Source organism: Antarctobacter sp., assembly GCF_034670325.1.
Classification (GTDB): domain Bacteria; phylum Pseudomonadota; class Alphaproteobacteria; order Rhodobacterales; family Rhodobacteraceae; genus Antarctobacter.
This window is the reverse complement of record NZ_JAXMNR010000007.1, coordinates 202,423-220,563: the sequence shown is the minus strand read 5'-3', so window position 1 is coordinate 220,563 and position 18,141 is coordinate 202,423. Positions and strand designations below refer to the sequence as shown.

The 18,141-nt window shown below is 63.9% G+C and carries 20 protein-coding genes; 3 read left to right on the top strand and 17 right to left on the bottom strand.

Annotation, left to right across the window (positions count from 1 at the left end):
- Window positions 1-33: 33 nt before the first annotated feature.
- Both scpA and VOI21_RS18295 read right to left on the bottom strand, forming a co-directional pair.
- Window positions 34-2,172, bottom strand: a complete 2,139-nt coding sequence (gene scpA, locus VOI21_RS18300) for a methylmalonyl-CoA mutase (RefSeq protein ID WP_323771396.1) — start codon at window positions 2,170-2,172, stop codon at window positions 34-36.
- Window positions 2,141-3,067 carry a hypothetical protein gene (locus VOI21_RS18295; RefSeq protein ID WP_323771395.1) on the bottom strand — a complete coding sequence of 309 codons (927 nt, stop codon included), beginning with the start codon at window positions 3,065-3,067 and terminating at the stop codon, window positions 2,141-2,143. Before VOI21_RS18295 ends, scpA begins: the two co-directional genes overlap by 32 nt.
- A 169-nt stretch (window positions 3,068-3,236) precedes the next feature.
- Here VOI21_RS18295 and VOI21_RS18290 point away from each other — a divergent pair, with 169 nt between their 5' ends.
- A complete protein-coding gene (locus VOI21_RS18290; RefSeq protein ID WP_416358986.1) occupies window positions 3,237-3,683 on the top strand; it encodes a DUF4174 domain-containing protein in 447 nt (148 codons plus the stop codon).
- A gap of 70 nt (window positions 3,684-3,753) precedes the next feature.
- Here VOI21_RS18290 and VOI21_RS18285 read toward each other — a convergent pair whose 3' ends face one another.
- From VOI21_RS18285 to VOI21_RS18240, 10 genes are all read right to left on the bottom strand, one after another.
- Window positions 3,754-4,275 (bottom strand): hypothetical protein, encoded by a 522-nt coding sequence (locus VOI21_RS18285; protein ID WP_323771394.1) that lies wholly within the window; start codon window positions 4,273-4,275, stop codon window positions 3,754-3,756.
- Window positions 4,276-4,353: 78 nt separating this feature from the next.
- A complete protein-coding gene (locus tag VOI21_RS18280; protein ID WP_323771393.1) occupies window positions 4,354-4,767 on the bottom strand; it encodes a hypothetical protein in 414 nt (137 codons plus the stop codon).
- Window positions 4,768-4,770: 3 nt separating this feature from the next.
- Entirely contained in the window at window positions 4,771-6,771 is a 2,001-nt protein-coding gene (locus VOI21_RS18275) for an acetyl/propionyl/methylcrotonyl-CoA carboxylase subunit alpha (protein ID WP_323771392.1), read from the bottom strand.
- Between the two features lie 129 nt (window positions 6,772-6,900).
- Complete coding sequence (locus VOI21_RS18270; RefSeq protein ID WP_323771391.1) at window positions 6,901-7,107, bottom strand: hypothetical protein; 207 nt, start codon at window positions 7,105-7,107, stop codon at window positions 6,901-6,903.
- Between the two features lie 138 nt (window positions 7,108-7,245).
- Window positions 7,246-7,464 (bottom strand): hypothetical protein, encoded by a 219-nt coding sequence (locus VOI21_RS18265; protein ID WP_323771390.1) that lies wholly within the window; start codon window positions 7,462-7,464, stop codon window positions 7,246-7,248.
- A 358-nt stretch (window positions 7,465-7,822) separates the two neighbouring features.
- Window positions 7,823-8,185 (bottom strand): hypothetical protein, encoded by a 363-nt coding sequence (locus VOI21_RS18260; protein ID WP_323771389.1) that lies wholly within the window; start codon window positions 8,183-8,185, stop codon window positions 7,823-7,825.
- A 132-nt stretch (window positions 8,186-8,317) separates the two neighbouring features.
- Window positions 8,318-8,461 (bottom strand): hypothetical protein, encoded by a 144-nt coding sequence (locus tag VOI21_RS18255; RefSeq protein ID WP_162846276.1) that lies wholly within the window; start codon window positions 8,459-8,461, stop codon window positions 8,318-8,320.
- A 214-nt stretch (window positions 8,462-8,675) separates the two neighbouring features.
- On the bottom strand, window positions 8,676-9,176 hold the full coding sequence (locus VOI21_RS18250; RefSeq protein ID WP_323771388.1) for a DUF6497 family protein: 501 nt from the start codon (window positions 9,174-9,176) through the stop codon (window positions 8,676-8,678).
- Window positions 9,176-9,517, bottom strand: coding sequence for a hypothetical protein (locus tag VOI21_RS18245; RefSeq protein WP_323771387.1), 342 nt, complete (start codon window positions 9,515-9,517; stop codon window positions 9,176-9,178). The genes VOI21_RS18250 and VOI21_RS18245 overlap by 1 nt, the downstream gene beginning before the upstream one ends.
- Before the next feature lie 132 nt (window positions 9,518-9,649).
- Complete coding sequence (locus VOI21_RS18240; RefSeq protein ID WP_323771386.1) at window positions 9,650-11,182, bottom strand: acyl-CoA carboxylase subunit beta; 1,533 nt, start codon at window positions 11,180-11,182, stop codon at window positions 9,650-9,652.
- A 177-nt stretch (window positions 11,183-11,359) separates the two neighbouring features.
- On the opposite strand from VOI21_RS18240, the gene VOI21_RS18235 reads away from it, so the two are divergent.
- Window positions 11,360-12,586 (top strand): multidrug effflux MFS transporter, encoded by a 1,227-nt coding sequence (locus VOI21_RS18235; protein WP_323771385.1) that lies wholly within the window; start codon window positions 11,360-11,362, stop codon window positions 12,584-12,586.
- Window positions 12,587-12,642: 56 nt separating this feature from the next.
- Window positions 12,643-14,043 carry a helix-turn-helix domain-containing protein gene (locus VOI21_RS18230; RefSeq protein WP_323771384.1) on the top strand — a complete coding sequence of 467 codons (1,401 nt, stop codon included), beginning with the start codon at window positions 12,643-12,645 and terminating at the stop codon, window positions 14,041-14,043.
- Between the two features lie 129 nt (window positions 14,044-14,172).
- Here VOI21_RS18230 and VOI21_RS18225 read toward each other — a convergent pair whose 3' ends face one another.
- Genes VOI21_RS18225 through VOI21_RS18205 form a run of 5 tightly spaced genes read right to left on the bottom strand, consistent with a single transcriptional unit; the run spans window position 14,173 to window position 18,066 of the window.
- Window positions 14,173-14,865, bottom strand: coding sequence for an N-acetylmuramoyl-L-alanine amidase (locus VOI21_RS18225; protein ID WP_323771383.1), 693 nt, complete (start codon window positions 14,863-14,865; stop codon window positions 14,173-14,175).
- 6 nt (window positions 14,866-14,871) lie between these two features.
- The gene (locus VOI21_RS18220; protein WP_323771382.1) at window positions 14,872-15,579 is read right to left on the bottom strand and encodes a hypothetical protein; all 708 of its coding nucleotides are present in this window, start codon (window positions 15,577-15,579) and stop codon (window positions 14,872-14,874) included.
- Between the two features lie 29 nt (window positions 15,580-15,608).
- On the bottom strand, window positions 15,609-17,096 hold the full coding sequence (gene gatA, locus VOI21_RS18215) for an Asp-tRNA(Asn)/Glu-tRNA(Gln) amidotransferase subunit GatA (RefSeq protein WP_323771381.1): 1,488 nt from the start codon (window positions 17,094-17,096) through the stop codon (window positions 15,609-15,611).
- The gene (gatC, locus tag VOI21_RS18210; protein WP_323771380.1) at window positions 17,093-17,380 is read right to left on the bottom strand and encodes an Asp-tRNA(Asn)/Glu-tRNA(Gln) amidotransferase subunit GatC; all 288 of its coding nucleotides are present in this window, start codon (window positions 17,378-17,380) and stop codon (window positions 17,093-17,095) included. Before gatC ends, gatA begins: the two co-directional genes overlap by 4 nt.
- Window positions 17,381-17,415: 35 nt before the next feature.
- Complete coding sequence (locus VOI21_RS18205; protein ID WP_323771379.1) at window positions 17,416-18,066, bottom strand: ceramidase domain-containing protein; 651 nt, start codon at window positions 18,064-18,066, stop codon at window positions 17,416-17,418.
- Between the last annotated feature and the right edge of the window lie 75 nt (window positions 18,067-18,141).

Sequence of the window (18,141 nt, the reverse complement as noted above, 5' to 3'; positions counted from 1 at the left end):
GCCGGTCGGCGCGCATCAGCGCGCCGAAACCGCTCAGGCCGCGTCGGCGCTGGCGGCGCGGATCAGGCGCAGGATGTCCTGTGCCGCTTCGGGGATATTGGTGCCCGGACCAAAGATTGCCTTTACCCCGGCGTTGTACAGGAACTCGTAATCCTGATGCGGGATCACCCCGCCGCAGATCACAAGGATATCGCCCGCGCCCTGCTTTTTCAGCTCTTCGACCAGTTGCGGGGCCAGTGTCTTGTGGCCCGCCGCCTGAGACGAAATGCCGATCACATGAACGTCGTTGTCGATGGCGTCCTGCGCCGCCTCTTCCGGAGTCTGGAACAGCGGGCCCACATCGACGTCAAAGCCGATGTCGGCAAAGGCGGTGGCAATCACCTTGGCCCCCCGGTCATGGCCATCCTGCCCCATCTTGACCACCAGCATGCGCGGACGCCGCCCCTCGGCCTCGGCGAAATCCTCGACCGATTTCTGGATCGCGGCAAAGCCTTCGTCGCCTTCGTAGGCGGCACCGTACACCCCGGCGAGCGTCTTGACCTCGGCCCGGTGGCGGCCAAATTCCTTTTCCATCGCCATGCTGATTTCCCCCACGGATGCCCGCGCGCGCGCCGCCTCAACAGCGGCCTCCAACAGATTTCCGCCCGCTTTGCAGCGGCGGGTCAACTCGTCCAGCGCCGCCTGACAGGCGGGCTCATCCCGTGTGGCGCGGATTTTCTCCAGCCGGGCGACCTGCCCGTCGCGCACCTTGGCGTTGTCGATATCAAGGATGTCGAGGTCATCCTGCTTATCCAGCTTGTACTTGTTCACGCCGACAATCACGTCCGTGCCGCGGTCAATCTCGGCCTGCCGCTGGGCGGCGGTTTCCTCGATCCGCAGCTTGGGCATGCCGGATTCCACGGCGCGGGTCATGCCGCCCATCCCGTCGACCTCTTCGATCAGCTTCCACGCCTCTTCCGCCAGATCATGGGTCAGCTTTTCGACGTAATAAGACCCGGCCAGCGGATCGACGACCTTGGTCACCCCCGTCTCTTCTTGCAGGATCAACTGGGTGTTGCGGGCGATGCGGGCCGAAAATTCGGTCGGCAGGGCAATCGCCTCATCCAGCGCGTTGGTGTGCAGCGACTGGGTGCCGCCCAGCACCGCCGACATCGCCTCATAGGCGGTGCGGATGACGTTGTTGTAGGGGTCCTGTTCGGCAAGGCTGACACCGGAAGTCTGGCAGTGGGTGCGCAGCATCTTGGAGCGCGGGTTTTGCGCGCCAAGGTCGGTCATGATCCGGTGCCAGAGCATCCGGGCGGCGCGCAGCTTGGCCACCTCCATGAAGAAATTCTTGCCGATGGCAAAGAAGAACGACAGGCGACCGGCGAATTTGTCGATATCCATGCCCGCCTCGATGGCGGTTTTGACGTATTCCTTGCCGTCGGCCAGCGTAAACGCAAGCTCCTGCACAAGGTTCGCGCCCGCCTCTTGCATGTGATAGCCAGAGATCGAGATCGAGTTGAATTTCGGCATCTCGTTCGACGTGTATTCGATGATGTCCGAGATGATCCGCATCGAAGGTGCGGGAGGGTAAATGTAGGTGTTGCGGACCATGAACTCTTTCAGAATATCGTTCTGAATGGTCCCGGACAGGATGGATTTGTCGTGGCCCTGTTCCTCACCGGTGACGATAAAGCTGGCCAGCACCGGGATCACCGCGCCGTTCATGGTCATCGACACGCTGACCTTGTCCAGCGGGATGCCGTCAAACAGGATCTTCATGTCCTCGACGCTGTCGATGGCGACACCGGCCTTGCCCACGTCGCCGACCACGCGGGGGTGGTCGCTGTCATAGCCCCGGTGGGTGGCCAGATCGAAGGCGACAGAGACACCCTGTTGCCCGGCGGCCAGCGCCTTGCGGTAAAAGGCGTTGGATTCCTCGGCGGTCGAGAACCCGGCATACTGACGGATCGTCCAGGGCCTGCCGGCGTACATGGTGGCCTTGACGCCCCGGGTAAACGGCTCTGCCCCCGGCAGCGTGCCCATGTGCGGCAGGCCCTCGGTGTCGGCAGCGGTATACAGCGGTTTGACCGCGATCCCCTCAAGCGTCTTCCAGGTCAGATCGTCCAGCGGGCGGCCGCGCAGTTCCTTTTCGGCATCAGCGCGCCAGCTTTCGGGCAGGTCCGTCATCGGTGTTTCCTCTCTTCATGGCAGCCGCGGCCAGGTTCAGCCTAGGTCGCGCGGGCTCCGGGTCCTCTGTCAGTCGGGCCAGACCATCCGCCCCGGCGCGCAGCCAGAACAGATCGTCGGCATAGGTCTCACGCAGGCAGGCGGCCTGGGTGTCGCTAAACGGGGTCCACCGCGATTGCGGCGGCGGGGTGGGCAGCGTATCGCCCCGGTCGGCCAGCACCGCGCGCAGGGCGGCGGCGTCCGGGCGGCGGTTCTCGGCAAAACTGCCGGGTCGGGCCGGTGGCACGGCGCGACGGTCGGTCAGCACGCTGAGCAGCAGGTCGGGCCGGTCGCCGAACGCCTCATAGGCGGTGACCTGAAGGTCGGTGCCGGGACAGGCGCAGGCGATGTCGGTGATCACGTCGCGCCAGCTGCGCGGCGCGCGGCTGATCGCCTCAATCGTGTCAGGATCTGGCAGCCCCTCGCCGCGCGGCACCAGCCAGGCGATGGACGAGGCCCACCATGCGTCCAGCGCGCGGATCTGCAAGGTGACGCGGGTCGGCCTGCCAAAGGCCGCCGACAACCGTGCCAGACGCTCGCCAACGCCGGGATAGACGCCGCGCGCCCGCAGGCAGCGACGCGGGGTGCCGGCCATGTTCTCATCGGTGACGACCAGAGCCCCGATCCCCTTGCGGCGCGCCCCTTCGAGGTTCAGCGCGACACGCCCGGTGGCGCGGCGGGTATCCTGGCTGGCCTGTGGCTGGTCGGCGATACCGTTCAGCAGCCCGCCCCGGGTGCGCCAAGGCGCCCAAAAGCCGATCCCCTGCGCCTGCAACTCTGTCCGGTTGGCACGCAGATAGCTTTGGAAACTGGTCGTGGCGGTGCGATGCGCACCGATATGCAAAATGACATCCATCGTGTCGCGGCCCCCATGGCGCAGCCCGCAAACGCGCAGCGCGCGCGGGCGTTCAGACAGCGGAGACCCTGCGCAGGACCGGGTTGGGATGCCGTTAAAGATAAAATTTTTGCCGATGGATTGGCGCGATGGCTGTGCAGCGCGCCGGAGGCGACTTATATCGTATTGTATGAAAATGGTAAAACGACTGATCGCGGCGGCCCTGATGGGCGGCTTTGCCAGCATCTCGGCGGCACAGGGGGCAGAGACCTCGGACGAACCGTTCGAGATGATCCGACCCGCCTCGGAGACCACGCTGGAGGACTGGCTGTGGCTGAAACGCCCTGTGGTGGTCTTTGCCGACAATGCGGCGGACCCCCGGTATGTCGAGCAGATGGCCCTGCTGTCAGAACGGCTGGACGCACTGGATGAGCGGGACGTGGTGATCATCACCGACACCGACCCGGCGGCGCGGACATCGGTGCGGCAAACCCTGCGCCCGCGCGGTTTCATGCTGGCGATCATCGCAAAGGACGGCACCATTGTGGCCCGCAAACCGGCCCCGTGGTCCGAGCGTGAAATTTCACGCTCGATCGACAAACTGCCGCTGCGCCAGCAGGAAGTGCGCACCAAGTAGGGCACACCGGCGGATTCAGTGTCGGGAAAAGGCGTCGGGACACGCCTTTGCCCAGCGGTTTGTCCCGGCGTCAGACGTTGCCGCGCAAGTAAAAGGCGATTTGCGACGGTCGGTGCAGCAGCAGCAGCGCGTTGCGGGACGGATCGTAGATCATCACCGTGTCGGGCGACATCAGCGCAAGGTAAACGTCGTTCTGGAACGCCTCTGTCATGCAGGTCAGTGACGGGCCCACAAAGCTGGAGATCAGGCCAAGCCCCTCGGAGAGATTGACCGACATCAGCGCCTCGGAGACCATGTTGGGGGTCAGCCCCGGCAGTTCGAAGGCCACCGCGCGCCCCTCTGCCAGCAGGCGTTGACCGCTTTGCAGGTCCGCGACCCGGCGCACCGGCCCGCTTCCGCGCAATTCGCCCGAGATCGTGTCGAAGATCGCCGCCGTGCAGGTCGACCGCGAGGTAAAGTGCCGTGTCTGCGCCAGAAACACCCAAGTCTTGATGTGGGCGCGCACACCGGCCTCTGTGTCCAGCCGGGAACAGCCCGTCAGCAACCCGGTCAGCGCCACCAGCGCCATCACCTGTCCGAACCTTCGCGCCAAACCGCCCTGCCCCGTTCCACCCTGCCGTTGACCGCAGCCTAGCGCCAAGGGGTTGAGGATATGTTGCCACCGCACATCTCACGGCGCGTCCTCCACCTCTCCCAGTCCGGCGACCAGCCGGTGCAGCGCGCCGCCGCCGCCCAGATAGAGCAGCGCATAGCCCAGCAGGCTGCCGCTGCCTGCCGCAAGCAGCCCGGAATAGACCGCGCCAAAGACCAACCCCATGACACATAGCACCAGCATTGGCCCGAACAGGTAAAACCCCCAGCCCGGCACCACCCCCAGCAGCGCCGCCACAAGAGTGAGATAGACCGCGTATCCGGTCCCCACCGAGATGATGGAGACCCCAAGTGCGGTGCCGATCAAAAGCGCATTGCCGCCTTGGGTCGGCACCAGAAACCACAGACCCACCGCCACGACCCCCGAGACCACCAGCCCGGCCACAAAGGCAAGGCTGTGCATAAGCCAGATACGGAGGGCGTGGCGCAGCATGGGTTATTCGAACTCCATGATCACTTCGTCGACGGCAAGGCTGTCGCCCGGACCTGCGTTGATCTTGGCCACCACGCCCTTACGCTCGGCCCGCAGGATGTTCTCCATCTTCATGGCCTCGATGGTGCAGAGCGCCTGACCCTCTTGCACCTCTTGCCCCTCTTCGACGTTCACCTTGACCACAAGGCCGGGCATCGGGCAGAGCAGCATCCGCGAAGTATCGGGCGGCAGCTTTTCAGGCATCAGCGCGGCCAGTTCCGCCTGACGCGGCGACCGCACGTTCACCTTGAGATCGGCGCCGCGCGTGCGTAGGCGGAACCCTTGGGTGATCTTGTCGACCTTGAGCACCAGCGGTGCGCCGTCCACGGTCATCCGGGCAAGACTGTCGCCCGGGGTCCAGTCGCCTTCGACACGCAGGGAGGTGCCATCGGAAAAGGATACGGTGGCACCATCGTGGTCGGCGTCTATCGCGGTCTCGAACTGCTCGCCTTGCAGGCTGACCATCCAGTCGGTGCCGACACGGCGTTCGTGATTGCCCAGACGTCCGGTGACACGGGTGCGGCGAATCTCTGCCACGCGGTTCATCGCGGCGGCGGCGGCGGCGACGCGCTTCAGCTCATCCTCGGCCAGCGTCACCCCTTCAAAACCGTCGGGATATTGCTCTTCGATAAAGGCGGTGGTCATCTCGCCGGCAATAAAGATCGGGTGATCCATGACGGCGGCCACGAAAGGCAGGTTGTGACCGATGCCTTCGACCTCAAAGCTGTCGAGCGCGTTGCGCATGACCTCTATCGCGGCTTCGCGGGTGGGGGCCCATGTGCAGAGCTTGGCGATCATCGGGTCGTAATACATGCTGATCTCGCCGCCCTCATAGACGCCGGTATCGTTGCGCACGATCCCCGCGCCCAGCGGGCCCTCGACGGGCGGGCGGTAGCGGGTCAGACGGCCGATGGAGGGCAGAAAGCCGCGATACGGGTCCTCTGCGTAGAGACGGTTTTCAATCGCCCAGCCGTTGATTTTCAGGTCGTCCTGCGTGATCGACAGCGGCTCTCCGTTGGCGACGCGGATCATCTGCTCGACAAGGTCGATGCCGGTGATCAGTTCGGTCACGGGATGTTCCACCTGAAGGCGGGTGTTCATCTCAAGGAAATAGAAATTCCGGTCGCCATCGACGATGAATTCCACCGTGCCCGCGCTGGCATAACCCACCGCCTTGGCCAGCGCGACCGACTGTTCGCCCATCGCCTTGCGGGTCGCCTCGTCAAGGAAGGGGCTGGGGGCCTCTTCGACCACCTTTTGGTTGCGGCGCTGGATCGAGCATTCGCGTTCGTGCAGGTAGACGCCGTTGCCATGGGCATCACACAGCACCTGAATTTCGATGTGGCGCGGCTGTGTGACGAATTTCTCGATAAAGATGCGGTCGTCACCGAAAGAGTTGGCCGCCTCGTTCTTGGACGACTGAAAGCCCTCGCGCGCCTCTTCGTCGTTCCACGCGATGCGCATGCCCTTGCCGCCGCCCCCGGCGCTGGCCTTGATCATCACCGGATAGCCGATCTCACCGGAGATCTTGACCGCCTCATCCGCGTCACCGATCAGGCCCATATAGCCCGGCACGGTGGAGACATTGGCCTCCTGCGCGATTTTCTTGGAGGTGATCTTATCCCCCATCGCCTCGATCGCCTTGACCGGGGGGCCGATAAAGGCAACGCCTGCCGCCTCCAGCGCGAGGGCGAATTTCGGGTTCTCCGACAGGAACCCATAGCCCGGATGCACCGCCTGCGCGCCGGTCTGCTTGATGGCGTCCATGATCTTGTCGATCACGATATAAGACTGGTTCGCGGCGGGCGGGCCGATGTGGACCGCCTCATCCGCCATTTCCACGTGCAGCGCGTTCTTGTCCGCGTCGGAATAGACGGCGACCGTCTTGATGCCCATCTTGCGGGCGGTCTTGATGACCCGGCAGGCGATTTCGCCCCGGTTCGCGATCAGGATCTTGTCGAACATGTCTGTCCCTTCTTCTTGGCGGCGCTTTGGCGCGCATCTGCACATGCAAACGCCGCCCGGACCCTGCGGTCCGGACGGCGTTGATACGGTACGGGGGCGGCGCCGGTCAGGCGCGCGCCGATGATCTGGTTACTTGCACAACTCCGGTGTGACGTCGTCACAGACGACACCTGCCGCGCCGCCGATGGCCGCGCCCGCAGCGACACTGCGCCCGGTTGCTGCGGCACTGGCCGCGCCAATGCCCGCGCCCATGACGCCGCGTTCAAGGTCTGTGCCTTCGCAGGCCGCAAGGCCAAGGGTTGCAGCGAGAGCGGCGGAAAGGGTGATGATACGCATGAGGAAGCCTCCTTGTCCCATGTCAGAACGACAGGATGATGGAGGGCAAACGTGTCAGGTGAAAGATCGTTCCGCGCTGCAACTTTCCGGTTGGCAGGTTCCAGCGCATGATGCGCGGCAACCCGCCGGAGCGCCGCGTCAACAGCGCGAGGGGTAGGTGCTGCAATAGGCGATGTTGGTCGCGACACCGACGGCCGCGCCGGTGAGGACATTGGTGTCCAACGCAACAGCAGAGGCCGCGCCAGCCCCCGCGCCATAGGCTGCTTGCTCGCCAAGGTTGTCGCCGCAGGCCGCCAGCACAGAGGCCGCGCCAAGGCAGAGGGCAAGGTGGTAACGGGTCGTGGTGTGTCTGCACATGTGAGGTTCTCCTCATCTCTGGTCGACTGCTCGGAGACGACACAACACCATTGGGACGGGAATTGCCAGCGCCATTCCCCTGCTCCGCAACCAAGGCGCGAAAATCCGCCAACCCCTTGGCAGAAGACAGGTTTTTCAGACGTGGAAAGAAGATGGGGCGACCGGGCCGGGGACAGACCCGGCCGCCCCGAGGGGGGTTGGGATGCGCGGGGACGAAGGGACTGTATGGGACCCGGGCCGCGACCCAAGGTCACGCTTACAGAATCTTGCGGCCCTGCAAAGCCCGCAATGCGCGGAAAGAATCCATCGGCAACGCCCCGCGCAATCTGGCCGGGAACTGGCAAGATTACGCCCAATATCATTCCCAGTCCTCCGACTCGTCGAAGGCCTCGGGAAAGGCGGCGCGGGCGGCCTGTTCGTCGATGACCAGAAGCGCCTCGTAGCTCTCTGGATCGAACGGGTCGTCAACGGGCAAAACCTCACGGCCAAACAGCCACGACAGGCGGCCTGCGTCCAGATTGCCCCGCTCAAACGGTTCGGTCCCGAAGTGACGCCAAAGCGCGGCCATAAAGGCGGTATCGGCGCGGCGGTCCGGCGGACGACGGTCGCGATAGCGTTCGCGGCGCGTGATCGGCGAGACGCCCTTGGGATTGGCGCGGCGGATGACAAACTGATAGTCGGTGCCGCTCAGGCGGCCGGGAAATCCGCGATGCTTCAGCATGTGCCGACCTCCGGCACATGGGCGCGCTCAAGACCGTGGCGCGAGAGAAGACCGATATTCGAAAGGGTTCCGCGCGCCGCCAGGGTCGTGCGGGAAAGCGGGACGGACGCACTGGCCCGCCCCGATAGGTTCTTACTTGTACTTGCCTGTGTAAACCGGCTCGACCGAGATGGGCTCGGGATCGACGACGATATACTCTTCTTCTTCTTGCTGCGCGCAAGCCGAGACGCCTGCGATGACAGCGAACATGGCAAGCAGTTTGATGCTCTTGGACATCGTCTACTCCTGTCTAGTGCAATGAAACATTCAGCGCGCAAGCGCCCTGCCTGTCCCCATTCTGAGGTTTCGATTGCTTGGGTGCAATCACCAGCGAACCTAACCGAGGGTTGTGGAAAAAGATACGCCGCCCGTGGCAACGATTCGCGCTGTGACACAGAAGCCGCAAATACTTGTCCACATGAGAGTCGAGCCGCAAGATATTGTGGAGTCATTAAAAAGCTTCCCAAATGCAGAGGTCGCTTTCGACCATGTAACTTTCGAAAAATTGGGTAACGCCGGGTGTCATGACGCCGAATTCCACCGGGGCGGACATCAGCGTGATCACGATTTGCGACGGCGCGCCGCCTTCTTCGGTGATGCGATGCAGCGCGTCTTGGGTACACAAAAGCTCCATATCCCCGGCCACATCGGCAAACGGCAGATCGTCCCGCGCCAGATTTGGCGCGATGTAGCGCACCCGCCAGACGGGTGGTTGCGCGATGATGTCGTGCAGTTCGATCTCAAGGCCCGAGGTCGGCAAGAGCTGCGGGGCCGCGGCCAGCGGCCCGGCAAACAGACCTGCGATGACGGCAGCGCCCAGCCTTGCAACGTTCGGATATGTGAAATCTAGGCGGCAGCCCCGGTACCAGCGGGTTTTGACACCCGCGGCTCCTCCCACCGGGGCCGCCTTGACCCCGGGCGCGCCCGGGGCTGTATTCCGTGACACCCGCATCAGGCGTCCTCCCCCGCACAGACCATCCAGCGCGCGCGATGCGCAGGACTGTCGAGCAGATCGCGGATGCGGCCCTCTGTGCCCGGCGGGGTCCGCCCCGAGAGGCGACCGCCGGCGCGCACAATTACGCCGTCTTCCGTCGCGGCAACTTCTACCACGGGAGAAAAACCGCGCAAGTGCTGAAATTTGCGCCAGAGATCCTGCCGGATCTGCCGCGCGAGTCTGGAGGCGCGTGCCGGTGGAAATCCGCTGACCGCCGCCACGTCAAAGAGCGGCGGCCAATGGCGGGCCAGCACATAGCAGCCGTCTTGCTCATGGGTATGCCAGCCGTTCCGCCTCATTCGGACACCCGGGCGTTGGGCCCGCACTGGCCCGCTGCAGGCCACGAATCAACGCCCGCCGCCAGCGCGACAGGTGTGACCGTGTGGAACGCCATGATTTGACCGGGGGCCATACCGCCTCTCCCTATGCTGTCAGAGCGGGATGTTGTTGTGCTTTTTCCAAGGCATGCTCTGCTGCTTGTTGCGCAACATCGCAAAGGCCTTGGCCACCCGCCGCCGGGTCGAGCGCGGCTGGATCACCTCGTCGATGAACCCGCGTTCCGCCGCGATGAACGGGTTGGCAAAGCGGTCTTCGTATTGATCCGCATGGGCCTGAATCTTGGCCGGATCGCCCAGATCGGCGCGGTGGATGATTTCTGCCGCGCCCTTCGCCCCCATCACGGCGATCTGCGCCGTTGGCCATGCATAGTTCACATCCGCCTTCATGTGTTTGGAGGCCATGACGTCATAGGCCCCGCCATAGGCCTTGCGGGTGATGACAGTCACCATCGGCACCGTCGCCTCGCCATAGGCGAACAGCAGCTTGGCCCCGTGCTTGATGACGCCGTTGTATTCCTGCGCCGTGCCGGGCAGGAAGCCGGGCACATCGACAAGGGTCAGGATCGGAATCTCAAAGCAGTCGCAGAAGCGGACAAAACGCGCGGCCTTGCGGCTGCTGTCGATGTCCAGCACGCCCGCCAGCACCATCGGCTGGTTTGCGACAACGCCCACGGTCTGCCCTTCGAGGCGGATAAAGCCGGTGATGATGTTGCCCGCGAAATCCTGCTGGATCTCGTAGAAATCGCCCTCATCCGCGACCTTGGTGATCAACTCCTTCATGTCATAGGGCATGTTGGGGTTGCTGGGGATCAGGGTATCAAGGCTGGCCTCGATCCGGTCGACCTCATCGAAGAAGGGGCGAACCGGGGGCTTTTCGCGGTTGTTCAGCGGCAGGAAGTCGACAAGGCGGCGCACCTCTGCCAGCGCCTCGACGTCATTTTCGAACGCGCCGTCCGCGACAGAGCTTTTGCGGGTGTGCGTCGATGCCCCGCCCAGTTCCTCGGCGGTGACGATCTCATTGGTCACGGTCTTGACCACGTCAGGACCGGTGACAAACATGTAGGACGTGTCCTTCACCATGAAGATGAAGTCGGTCATGGCGGGCGAATAGACCGCGCCGCCCGCGCAGGGGCCCATGATGACGGATATCTGCGGGATCACGCCCGAGGCCTCGATGTTTTTCTGGAAGATGTCGGCATAGCCCGCCAGCGCGTCCACGCCTTCCTGGATGCGGGCACCACCGGAATCGTTCAGACCAATGACCGGCGCGCCGTTCTGCATCGCCATATCCATGATCTTGCAGATCTTCTGCGCATGGGTGGCCGAGACCGACCCGCCCAGCACGGTAAAGTCCTGAGAAAAGACATAGACCATACGACCGTTGATCGTGCCCCAGCCGGTCACGACCCCATCGCCATAGGGGCGATTCTGTTCCATGCCGAAATCGGTGCAACGGTGGGCAACGAAGGTGTCGTATTCCTCGAAACTGCCCTCATCGAGCAAAAGCTCGATCCGTTCACGCGCCGTCAGCTTGCCCTTGGCATGCTGCGCATCGATCCGCTTCTGCCCGCCACCGAGACGTGCGTTCTCGCGGCGGTCATGCAATTCCTGGATAATGTCTTTCATCTGCGACCCCTTCCGGTTTGGGCCGAAAATACAGGGGAAACGCTGCGCCTCAAGGGTTTCCTCGCAAATTTGCAAATAGGCAAACCCATTATTGATGCATAGTGCAAATTAGCGAACCGCCTCAAAAAGCCGTGCAAGCATTGGACAATCCCCAAATCGAGGCATACCGATGCAGCCATGCAATCCACAAATCAGGTGCGGTTCCTCGACCGCAGCACCCCGCCTCATATTGTCACACTTGTTCTGCTCGCCGGCATGTCCGCGCTGGTGATGAATGTTTTTGTGCCGTCGCTGCAGATCATGGCCGAATGGTTTGAGACCGATTACGCGGTGATGCAGTTTTCGGTGTCCGGGTATCTGGCCGGGAACGCCCTGCTGCAACTCTTTATCGGCCCGATCTCGGACAAACTGGGGCGCAGGCCGGTGATCCTTGGCGGTCTGGTGATTTTCGCACTGGCCACCGTTGGCTGCCTGCTGGCCACAAATATCACGGTGTTCCTGATCTTCCGGATGCTACAGGCCAGCGTCGTCGTTGCCATGGTCCTCAGCCGCGCCGTGGTCCGCGACCTCTATCCGCCGAACGAGGCCGCCTCGATGATCGGCTATGTGACCATGGGCATGTCACTGGTGCCGATGCTGGCCCCCATCGCGGGCGGCTGGCTGGCGCAAAATTTCGGCTGGCACGCAAATTTCTGGTTGATGCTGGCGCTTGGGCTGGCGCTGATCGCGCTGTGCCTGCGCGATCTGGGTGAGACGACAACCGCCAGCGGGCTGACCCTTGGCCAGCAGTTCCGCGAATACCCCGAACTGTTCCGCAGCCCGCGTTTCTGGGGCTACGCCTTGGCCTGCGCGTTCTCCTCTGGCGCGTTCTTTTCCTATGTAGGTGGCGCGTCCTACGTCGGTATCGAGGTCTTCGGCCTGTCAACCACGGTGCTGGGGTTCTTCTTTGGCGCGCCCGCGGTCGGTTATGCGCTTGGCAACTACCTGTCGGGGCGGTTCTCGTCCCGCTACGGCATCAATTTCATGGTGCTCTGGGGCGGCGCGATCGTGACCGGAGGCATGGCGCTGTCGCTGGCGATCTTTGCGGTGGGGCTGGGCACTGTCTGGGTTTTCTTTGGCTGCATGACCTTCGTTGGGTTGGGCAACGGGTTGACGATCCCCAACGCCACCGCGGGCGCGCTGTCGGTCCGGCCCGGCCTGGCGGGCACCGCCTCTGGTCTGGCGGGGGCCATCATGTTGGGCGGCGGCGCGGCGCTGTCGCAACTGGCCAGCGCGCTCCTGCAACCGGGCAGCGGGGCATGGCCACTGTTGTGGATGATGTTCTTTTCCGGCCTTGCCTCTGTTGTGGCGATTTTGGTGGTGATCCGGCGCGCCCGGCAATTGCGGGGGCTGGACGCCGCCTGACAAAATTTGCATCTTTGCGCGACGAAAAAGCAAAGATGCAAAACCGGGATTCCCGAATGGCCACGCAGAAACTTTACGCCGGCGCCAAGCTGCGCGACATCCGCACCCGTTTGCACCTGACGCAAAAGGATTTCGCCGCCAAGCTGGGGATCTCCCTGCCCTATCTCAACCAGATGGAGAACAACAATCGCCCGGTCAGTACCACGGTGGTGTTGGCCTTGGCGCAAGAGTTTGGTTACGACGTGACCGAACTGGGCCAGGGCGATGCCGAACGGCTGGTCACCGACATGCGCGAGGCGCTGGCCGATCCGGTCTTTGGCGAGACCACGCCACAACTGGCCGACCTGCGCCTGACCGCCTCCAATGCGCCGGTACTGGCGCGCGCCTTTCTTGCCCTGCACCGCGCTTACCGGCAAACCCACGAACGGCTTGCCTCACTGGATGAGGCATTGGGCCGTGAAGGCGCACAGCTACAGCCAAGCCCGTGGGAAGAGGTGCGCGACTTCTTCCACTACTGCGATAATTACATCGACGCGGTGGACCGCGCCGCCGAACATTTCGCCCAGTTGCACGGCGGTGAGACCAATATCCGCAGCGCCTGCATTGATAGGCTTGAGGCGCGCGGCATCACCGTCCGCCTGTCACAGACGGCACCGATGCGCGCCTTTGACGAAGAGCGTCAGGAACTGATGCTGTCCTCGCTATTGCCGGTGGAAACCCAGACCTTTCAACTCTTGGTGCAGGTGGCGCTGTTCCGCCAGAACCAACTGCTGGAGGCGACGCTGGACCTTGCCCGGTTCCAGTCCGAAGAGGCCCGCGCCATCGCCAAGCTGGGCCTTGCCAACTATTTCGCCGGGGCCGCCATGATGCCCTACAAGGCGTTTCTGGCTGCCGCACAGGAAACCCGCCACGATCTGGAACTGCTTGCCGCGCGCTTTGGCGCTTCGGTCGAACAGGTGGCGCACCGGCTGTCGACCCTGCAACGCCCCGGTGCCAAGGGCGTGCCGTTCTTCTTTGTCCGGGTCGATCAGGCGGGGACAATCACCAAACGCCACTCGGCCACGCGGCTGCAATTTGCCCGCTTCGGCGGCGCCTGCCCGCTCTGGAACGTGCACCGAGCGTTTGAAACCCCCGGCCGTTTCCTGCGCCAACTGGCGGAAACGCCGGACGGGGTGCGCTATATCAGCCTTGCGCGCGATGTGTCCAAAACCGGCGGTCACTTTGGCGCGCCGGTGCGCCGCTACGCGATCTCGATCGGCTGCGAGGTGCGACACGCCGCTGCCCTCGTCTACGCCGACGATCTCGATTTCACCCGCGCCAGCGCGTTTGAACCCATCGGCATCAGCTGCCGCATTTGCGAACGCACCCATTGCCACCAACGCTCTGTCCCGCCTTTGGAAAAGCGCCTCACCACCACCCCCAACCGCCGCGACGTGCTGCCTTACGGGCTGGAATAAACCCGCCACGCCGGTCGCGATCTTCGTTCCGGTGAATTCAAAAGCTACGCGCTCTCATCGCCCGAACCGCCGGTGGGACCCATCACCTCGCCAAAGGCGAAATCCAGCGCGCGGTCGCGCTCATCTGGATCACGCCCCCGCCGGAACCCGACAGGGATAGCGTTCGGCGAGATCCGCCATGATCGCACAATCTGTCCCGTCCAACGGCCCTGCCCCACCAGGGCGAAACCGCAGCCGGACGGCGGCCAGAACATCGGCCTTGGTCTCGGGCGTCACATCATAGCCAAACGCCGCGCAATCCTGCCAGAACCGCGCCTCATCCAGCGCCGCGTTCCGCGCCTTTGGCCAGACCGCCAGGCCGCGCCGCGCCAGTCGTTGCCAGTCGAACCGGCCTCCGGGGTCGATCTTGCGGCCCAGCGCGGTGTCGGAATGGCCAACAACCCGCTCCGGCGGGATGGTCCAACGGCTAAAGATGCCTGCAAGCACCGCCTCCAGCACTGCCATCTGCGGCTCGGGGAATGGATGGAATCCGGTGTTCGCCAGTTCGATGCCGATGGACTGCGAATTCACGTCGGCCATTGCGCCCCATGTCCCCTGCCCGGCGTGCCAAGCGCGATCACCTTCCTGCACCAGTTGCCACAGGCGCCCGTCTTCGGCGATCACGTAATGGCAGGACACCTCGCTTTCGGGGGCGCACAGCCAGTCGCGCGCGGCCCCTGCCGAGGTCATGGCAGTGTAATGCAGCAAAACCATATCCGGCACGGTTGGTCCGCGCCGGTCACCGAAGTTCGGCGAAGGATGCCAGATCGCCTCCGGCGTCATGTTAGGTTAACCGCCGCGCACCGCGCGGAAAGGCGCCGGATTCCAGCTACAGGCAAAGCCGTCACCATCCGGGTCCAGCCCCTTGCGGTCTTTCTCGGGGCCGCCCAGCGCCAGAAATTCTTCCTGTGCAAGATCGGCAGAGGCATAGGACGCGCAGGCCCGCTGCGACCGCGAGCCACCGTTGAAGGACGATCGTTTGTACAGCGCCGTGCCCACCGGGTTGGTGGTCCGCAGGGCGTATTCCACGATGTTGGGCGCGTCAGAGCCGGGCCGCTTGGGCAGAGCCTCTGGTTGGATAACAGAGTATTGCGCGCGGTTGCGCTGAATCAGAGCAGCATCCGCCGCGATGTCGCGGGTCGCGGACACGGCGGTAAAGTCGTTCTCGCCGGAAATGCCGCGCGCATTGGCCACAACTGGCGGCGCCGGATTGCCGGGGGCCGCATCGACAGGGGCCACACCGGAATTGAGCGCGCGGGCCGCAGCGGCGGCGACGACGTCACTCTCGTCGATCGGGCCGGATTGCACGGGCGTGGCCGCCGGGATCGATGCCGTCTGCCCGTTCAGCTGCGCCTCGCGGCGCGCCGCGTAATCGTCGTAGCTGCCAAAGCCCACGCCCGCGCCCGGATCGGGCACCTTCGCGCCGCTGTCGGGAACGCTGGGTTCGCAAGCCGCCACCACCAGCGCCGCCAAAATCAGGAATTGGGTCCGCATCATTCGTCCTGTCTGCTCTTTTGCGGCCCGCCCTACCACCATTTGACCGGTTTGGCCACAAATCCTGCGGCCTGCTCCAGCGCATAGGCGCAATTCAGCAGATCGCCCTCTTCCCAAGGCCTGCCGATCAGTTGCAACCCCAGCGGCAGCCCCTGTTTGCTCACCCCCGCAGGCACCGAAATGCCCGGCAGACCGGCAAGGTTCACCGTCACGGTGAACACATCATTGAGGTACATCTGCACCGGGTCCGCCTCTGTCATCTCGCCCAGGCCAAAGGCGGCAGAGGGCGTGGCAGGCGTCAGGATCGCGTCCACGCCTTGGGCAAAGACATCCTCAAAGTCCTTCTTGATCAGCGTCCGCACCTTGCGCGCGCGGTTATAGTAGGCGTCATAAAAGCCCGCCGACAGGACGTAGGTGCCAACCATGATACGGCGCTTGACCTCTTCGCCAAAGCCTTCGGCACGGGTCTTTTCGTACATCTCGGTGATGCCATCGCCCTGGCTTAGCTTGGCCCGGTGGCCATAACGCACCCCGTCATAGCGCGCGAGGTTCGAGGACGCCTCCGCCGGGGCGATCACGTAATAGGCGGGCAGCGCGTATTTGGTGTGCGGCAGGCTGATGTCGACCAGCTTGGCGCCGGCGTCCTGCAACATCCTGCGCCCATCGGCCCAGAGCACGTCAATCTCCTCGGGCATCCCGTCCATATGGTATTCGCGCGGAATGCCGATGGTCTTGCCGTTGATGTCGCCGGTCAGCATCGCCTCGAAATCCGGCACCGCCAGATCCGCGCTGGTGCTGTCCTTGGGGTCATGCCCGCACATCGCCTGCAACATGATCGCCGCGTCGCGCACGTCCTTGGCCATCGGTCCCGCCTGATCCAAGGATGACGCAAAGGCCACGATCCCCCAGCGAGAGCAACGTCCGTAGGTCGGCTTGATGCCGGTGATGCCGGTAAAGGCCGCAGGCTGGCGGATCGACCCGCCAGTATCGGTGCCGGTCGCCCCCAGACACAGGTCCGCCGCCACCGCAGAGGCAGAGCCACCGGACGAGCCGCCCGGCGTCAGCGCCGCGTCATCATTGCCGCGCCGCCACGGGTTCACCGCGTTGCCATAGGTGCTGGTCTCATTCGATGAGCCCATGGCGAATTCGTCCATGTTCAACTTGCCGAGCATGACCGCGCCCGCATCGAACAACTGGGTCGTCACGGTGGATTCGTATTCCGGCTTGAACCCTTCAAGGATGGCAGAGGCCGCCTGCGACGCCACACCCTTGGTGCAGAACAGGTCCTTGATGCCCAGCGGAATACCGCACAGCGACGGCGCATCGCCTGCCTTGATCCGCGCATCGGCGGCGGCGGCCTGTTCCCGCGCAATCTCTGGCGTCTTGTGGACAAAGGCGTTCAGCGCATCGGCCTTGTCGATGGCGCTCAGGCAGGCCTCGGTCAGTTCGACGCTGGTCACGTCGCCCTTGCGCAGCGCATCGCGCGCCTCGGCGATTTTCATCTTCGTGAGATCGGTCATTCCACCACCTTCGGAACCGCAAAGAACCCTTCGCGCGCGTCGGGCGCGTTCGACAGGATCTTGTCCTGCATATTGCCGTCCGTCACCCCGTCCTTGCGCCGCTTGAGCCGCATCGGCGTCACCGACACCATGGGCTCGACGCCCTCGACATCTACCTCGTTCAACTGCTCGATGAACCCGAGGATGTCGTTGAAGGATTGCGCCAGCGCGGGCAGATCTTCGTTTTCCACCTTGATGCGGGCAAGTTTTGCCACGCGCGCCGCTGTCTCGATGTCGATCGACATGGGGGCCTCATTCGTTTCCGGATCAAGGGCAGGCTTTAGCGCCCCGCCTGCCGCGCCGCAAGCACATGGCGCGTCCAGACCGCGATCATCCAGCCCAGCATCACCGCATTCAGCAGATGCCACAGGAAATGCGTGCCGATTGGCAGTGCGGCACACAATGGCCCATCAAGGATGCGGGCCGACATGGACACCAGCAGGATCGCCACGCCAATGGCCAATCCACGCGCCGTTTCCGGCGCGCGGCGGCGCAGCAGCAGGGCATAGATGGCAATCAACAGCGGAACCGGCGCATAGCTGGCCGTGCTGCCCAGTCCGGGGAGCAGACCAAACAGCGGTGCCGTGACCGCGGCAAACGGAATGAACAGCACCGTCAGCCCCAGCGCGGGCCAGACCGACAAGCCCCAGAAATCGCGGTTTGCCGCGTAGATGTAGACCAGCACATAGATCAGGATCGGCACCACGTCCGCGATCCCCGCCCAAGGCTGCGCAAAGGTGTGAAACAGGAACGACCCACAGCCGATCACCCCGAGGATCAGGCAAAGCACCCGCCCCAGCCCAAAGGTGCAACGCCATAGGACCACCGCCGCCAGCACAAAGGCGGCGTTGGTCACGGCGTTCAGCGGCTCTGACCAGAACTCTGGCCCCAGCCGCTCGCAATATCCGTCGATGGCCTGCGTCCAGTCCATGTGTCTTCTCTGTCCAAATTCCCTGAGAACAACACCTGCCACAGAGCAAGACCTTCAGCAATCTGGCCTCCCGCT

Excerpts from the sequence above, each read along its gene's own strand:
- scpA (WP_323771396.1), bottom strand. The coding sequence starts at position 2,172 with ATGACGGACCTGCCCGAAAGCTGGCGCGCTGATGCCGAAAAGGAACTG.
- VOI21_RS18295 (WP_323771395.1), bottom strand. The coding sequence starts at position 3,067 with ATGGATGTCATTTTGCATATCGGTGCGCATCGCACCGCCACGACCAGT.
- VOI21_RS18290 (WP_416358986.1), top strand. The coding sequence starts at position 3,237 with ATGAAAATGGTAAAACGACTGATCGCGGCGGCCCTGATGGGCGGCTTT.
- VOI21_RS18280 (WP_323771393.1), bottom strand. The coding sequence starts at position 4,767 with ATGCTGCGCCACGCCCTCCGTATCTGGCTTATGCACAGCCTTGCCTTT.
- VOI21_RS18275 (WP_323771392.1), bottom strand. The coding sequence starts at position 6,771 with ATGTTCGACAAGATCCTGATCGCGAACCGGGGCGAAATCGCCTGCCGG.
- VOI21_RS18270 (WP_323771391.1), bottom strand. The coding sequence starts at position 7,107 with ATGCGTATCATCACCCTTTCCGCCGCTCTCGCTGCAACCCTTGGCCTT.
- VOI21_RS18265 (WP_323771390.1), bottom strand. The coding sequence starts at position 7,464 with ATGTGCAGACACACCACGACCCGTTACCACCTTGCCCTCTGCCTTGGC.
- VOI21_RS18260 (WP_323771389.1), bottom strand. The coding sequence starts at position 8,185 with ATGCTGAAGCATCGCGGATTTCCCGGCCGCCTGAGCGGCACCGACTAT.
- VOI21_RS18255 (WP_162846276.1), bottom strand. The coding sequence starts at position 8,461 with ATGTCCAAGAGCATCAAACTGCTTGCCATGTTCGCTGTCATCGCAGGC.
- VOI21_RS18250 (WP_323771388.1), bottom strand. The coding sequence starts at position 9,176 with ATGCGGGTGTCACGGAATACAGCCCCGGGCGCGCCCGGGGTCAAGGCG.
- VOI21_RS18245 (WP_323771387.1), bottom strand. The coding sequence starts at position 9,517 with ATGAGGCGGAACGGCTGGCATACCCATGAGCAAGACGGCTGCTATGTG.
- VOI21_RS18240 (WP_323771386.1), bottom strand. The coding sequence starts at position 11,182 with ATGAAAGACATTATCCAGGAATTGCATGACCGCCGCGAGAACGCACGT.
- VOI21_RS18235 (WP_323771385.1), top strand. The coding sequence starts at position 11,360 with ATGCAATCCACAAATCAGGTGCGGTTCCTCGACCGCAGCACCCCGCCT.
- VOI21_RS18230 (WP_323771384.1), top strand. The coding sequence starts at position 12,643 with ATGGCCACGCAGAAACTTTACGCCGGCGCCAAGCTGCGCGACATCCGC.
- VOI21_RS18225 (WP_323771383.1), bottom strand. The coding sequence starts at position 14,865 with ATGACGCCGGAGGCGATCTGGCATCCTTCGCCGAACTTCGGTGACCGG.
- VOI21_RS18220 (WP_323771382.1), bottom strand. The coding sequence starts at position 15,579 with ATGATGCGGACCCAATTCCTGATTTTGGCGGCGCTGGTGGTGGCGGCT.
- gatA (WP_323771381.1), bottom strand. The coding sequence starts at position 17,096 with ATGACCGATCTCACGAAGATGAAAATCGCCGAGGCGCGCGATGCGCTG.
- gatC (WP_323771380.1), bottom strand. The coding sequence starts at position 17,380 with ATGTCGATCGACATCGAGACAGCGGCGCGCGTGGCAAAACTTGCCCGC.
- VOI21_RS18205 (WP_323771379.1), bottom strand. The coding sequence starts at position 18,066 with ATGGACTGGACGCAGGCCATCGACGGATATTGCGAGCGGCTGGGGCCA.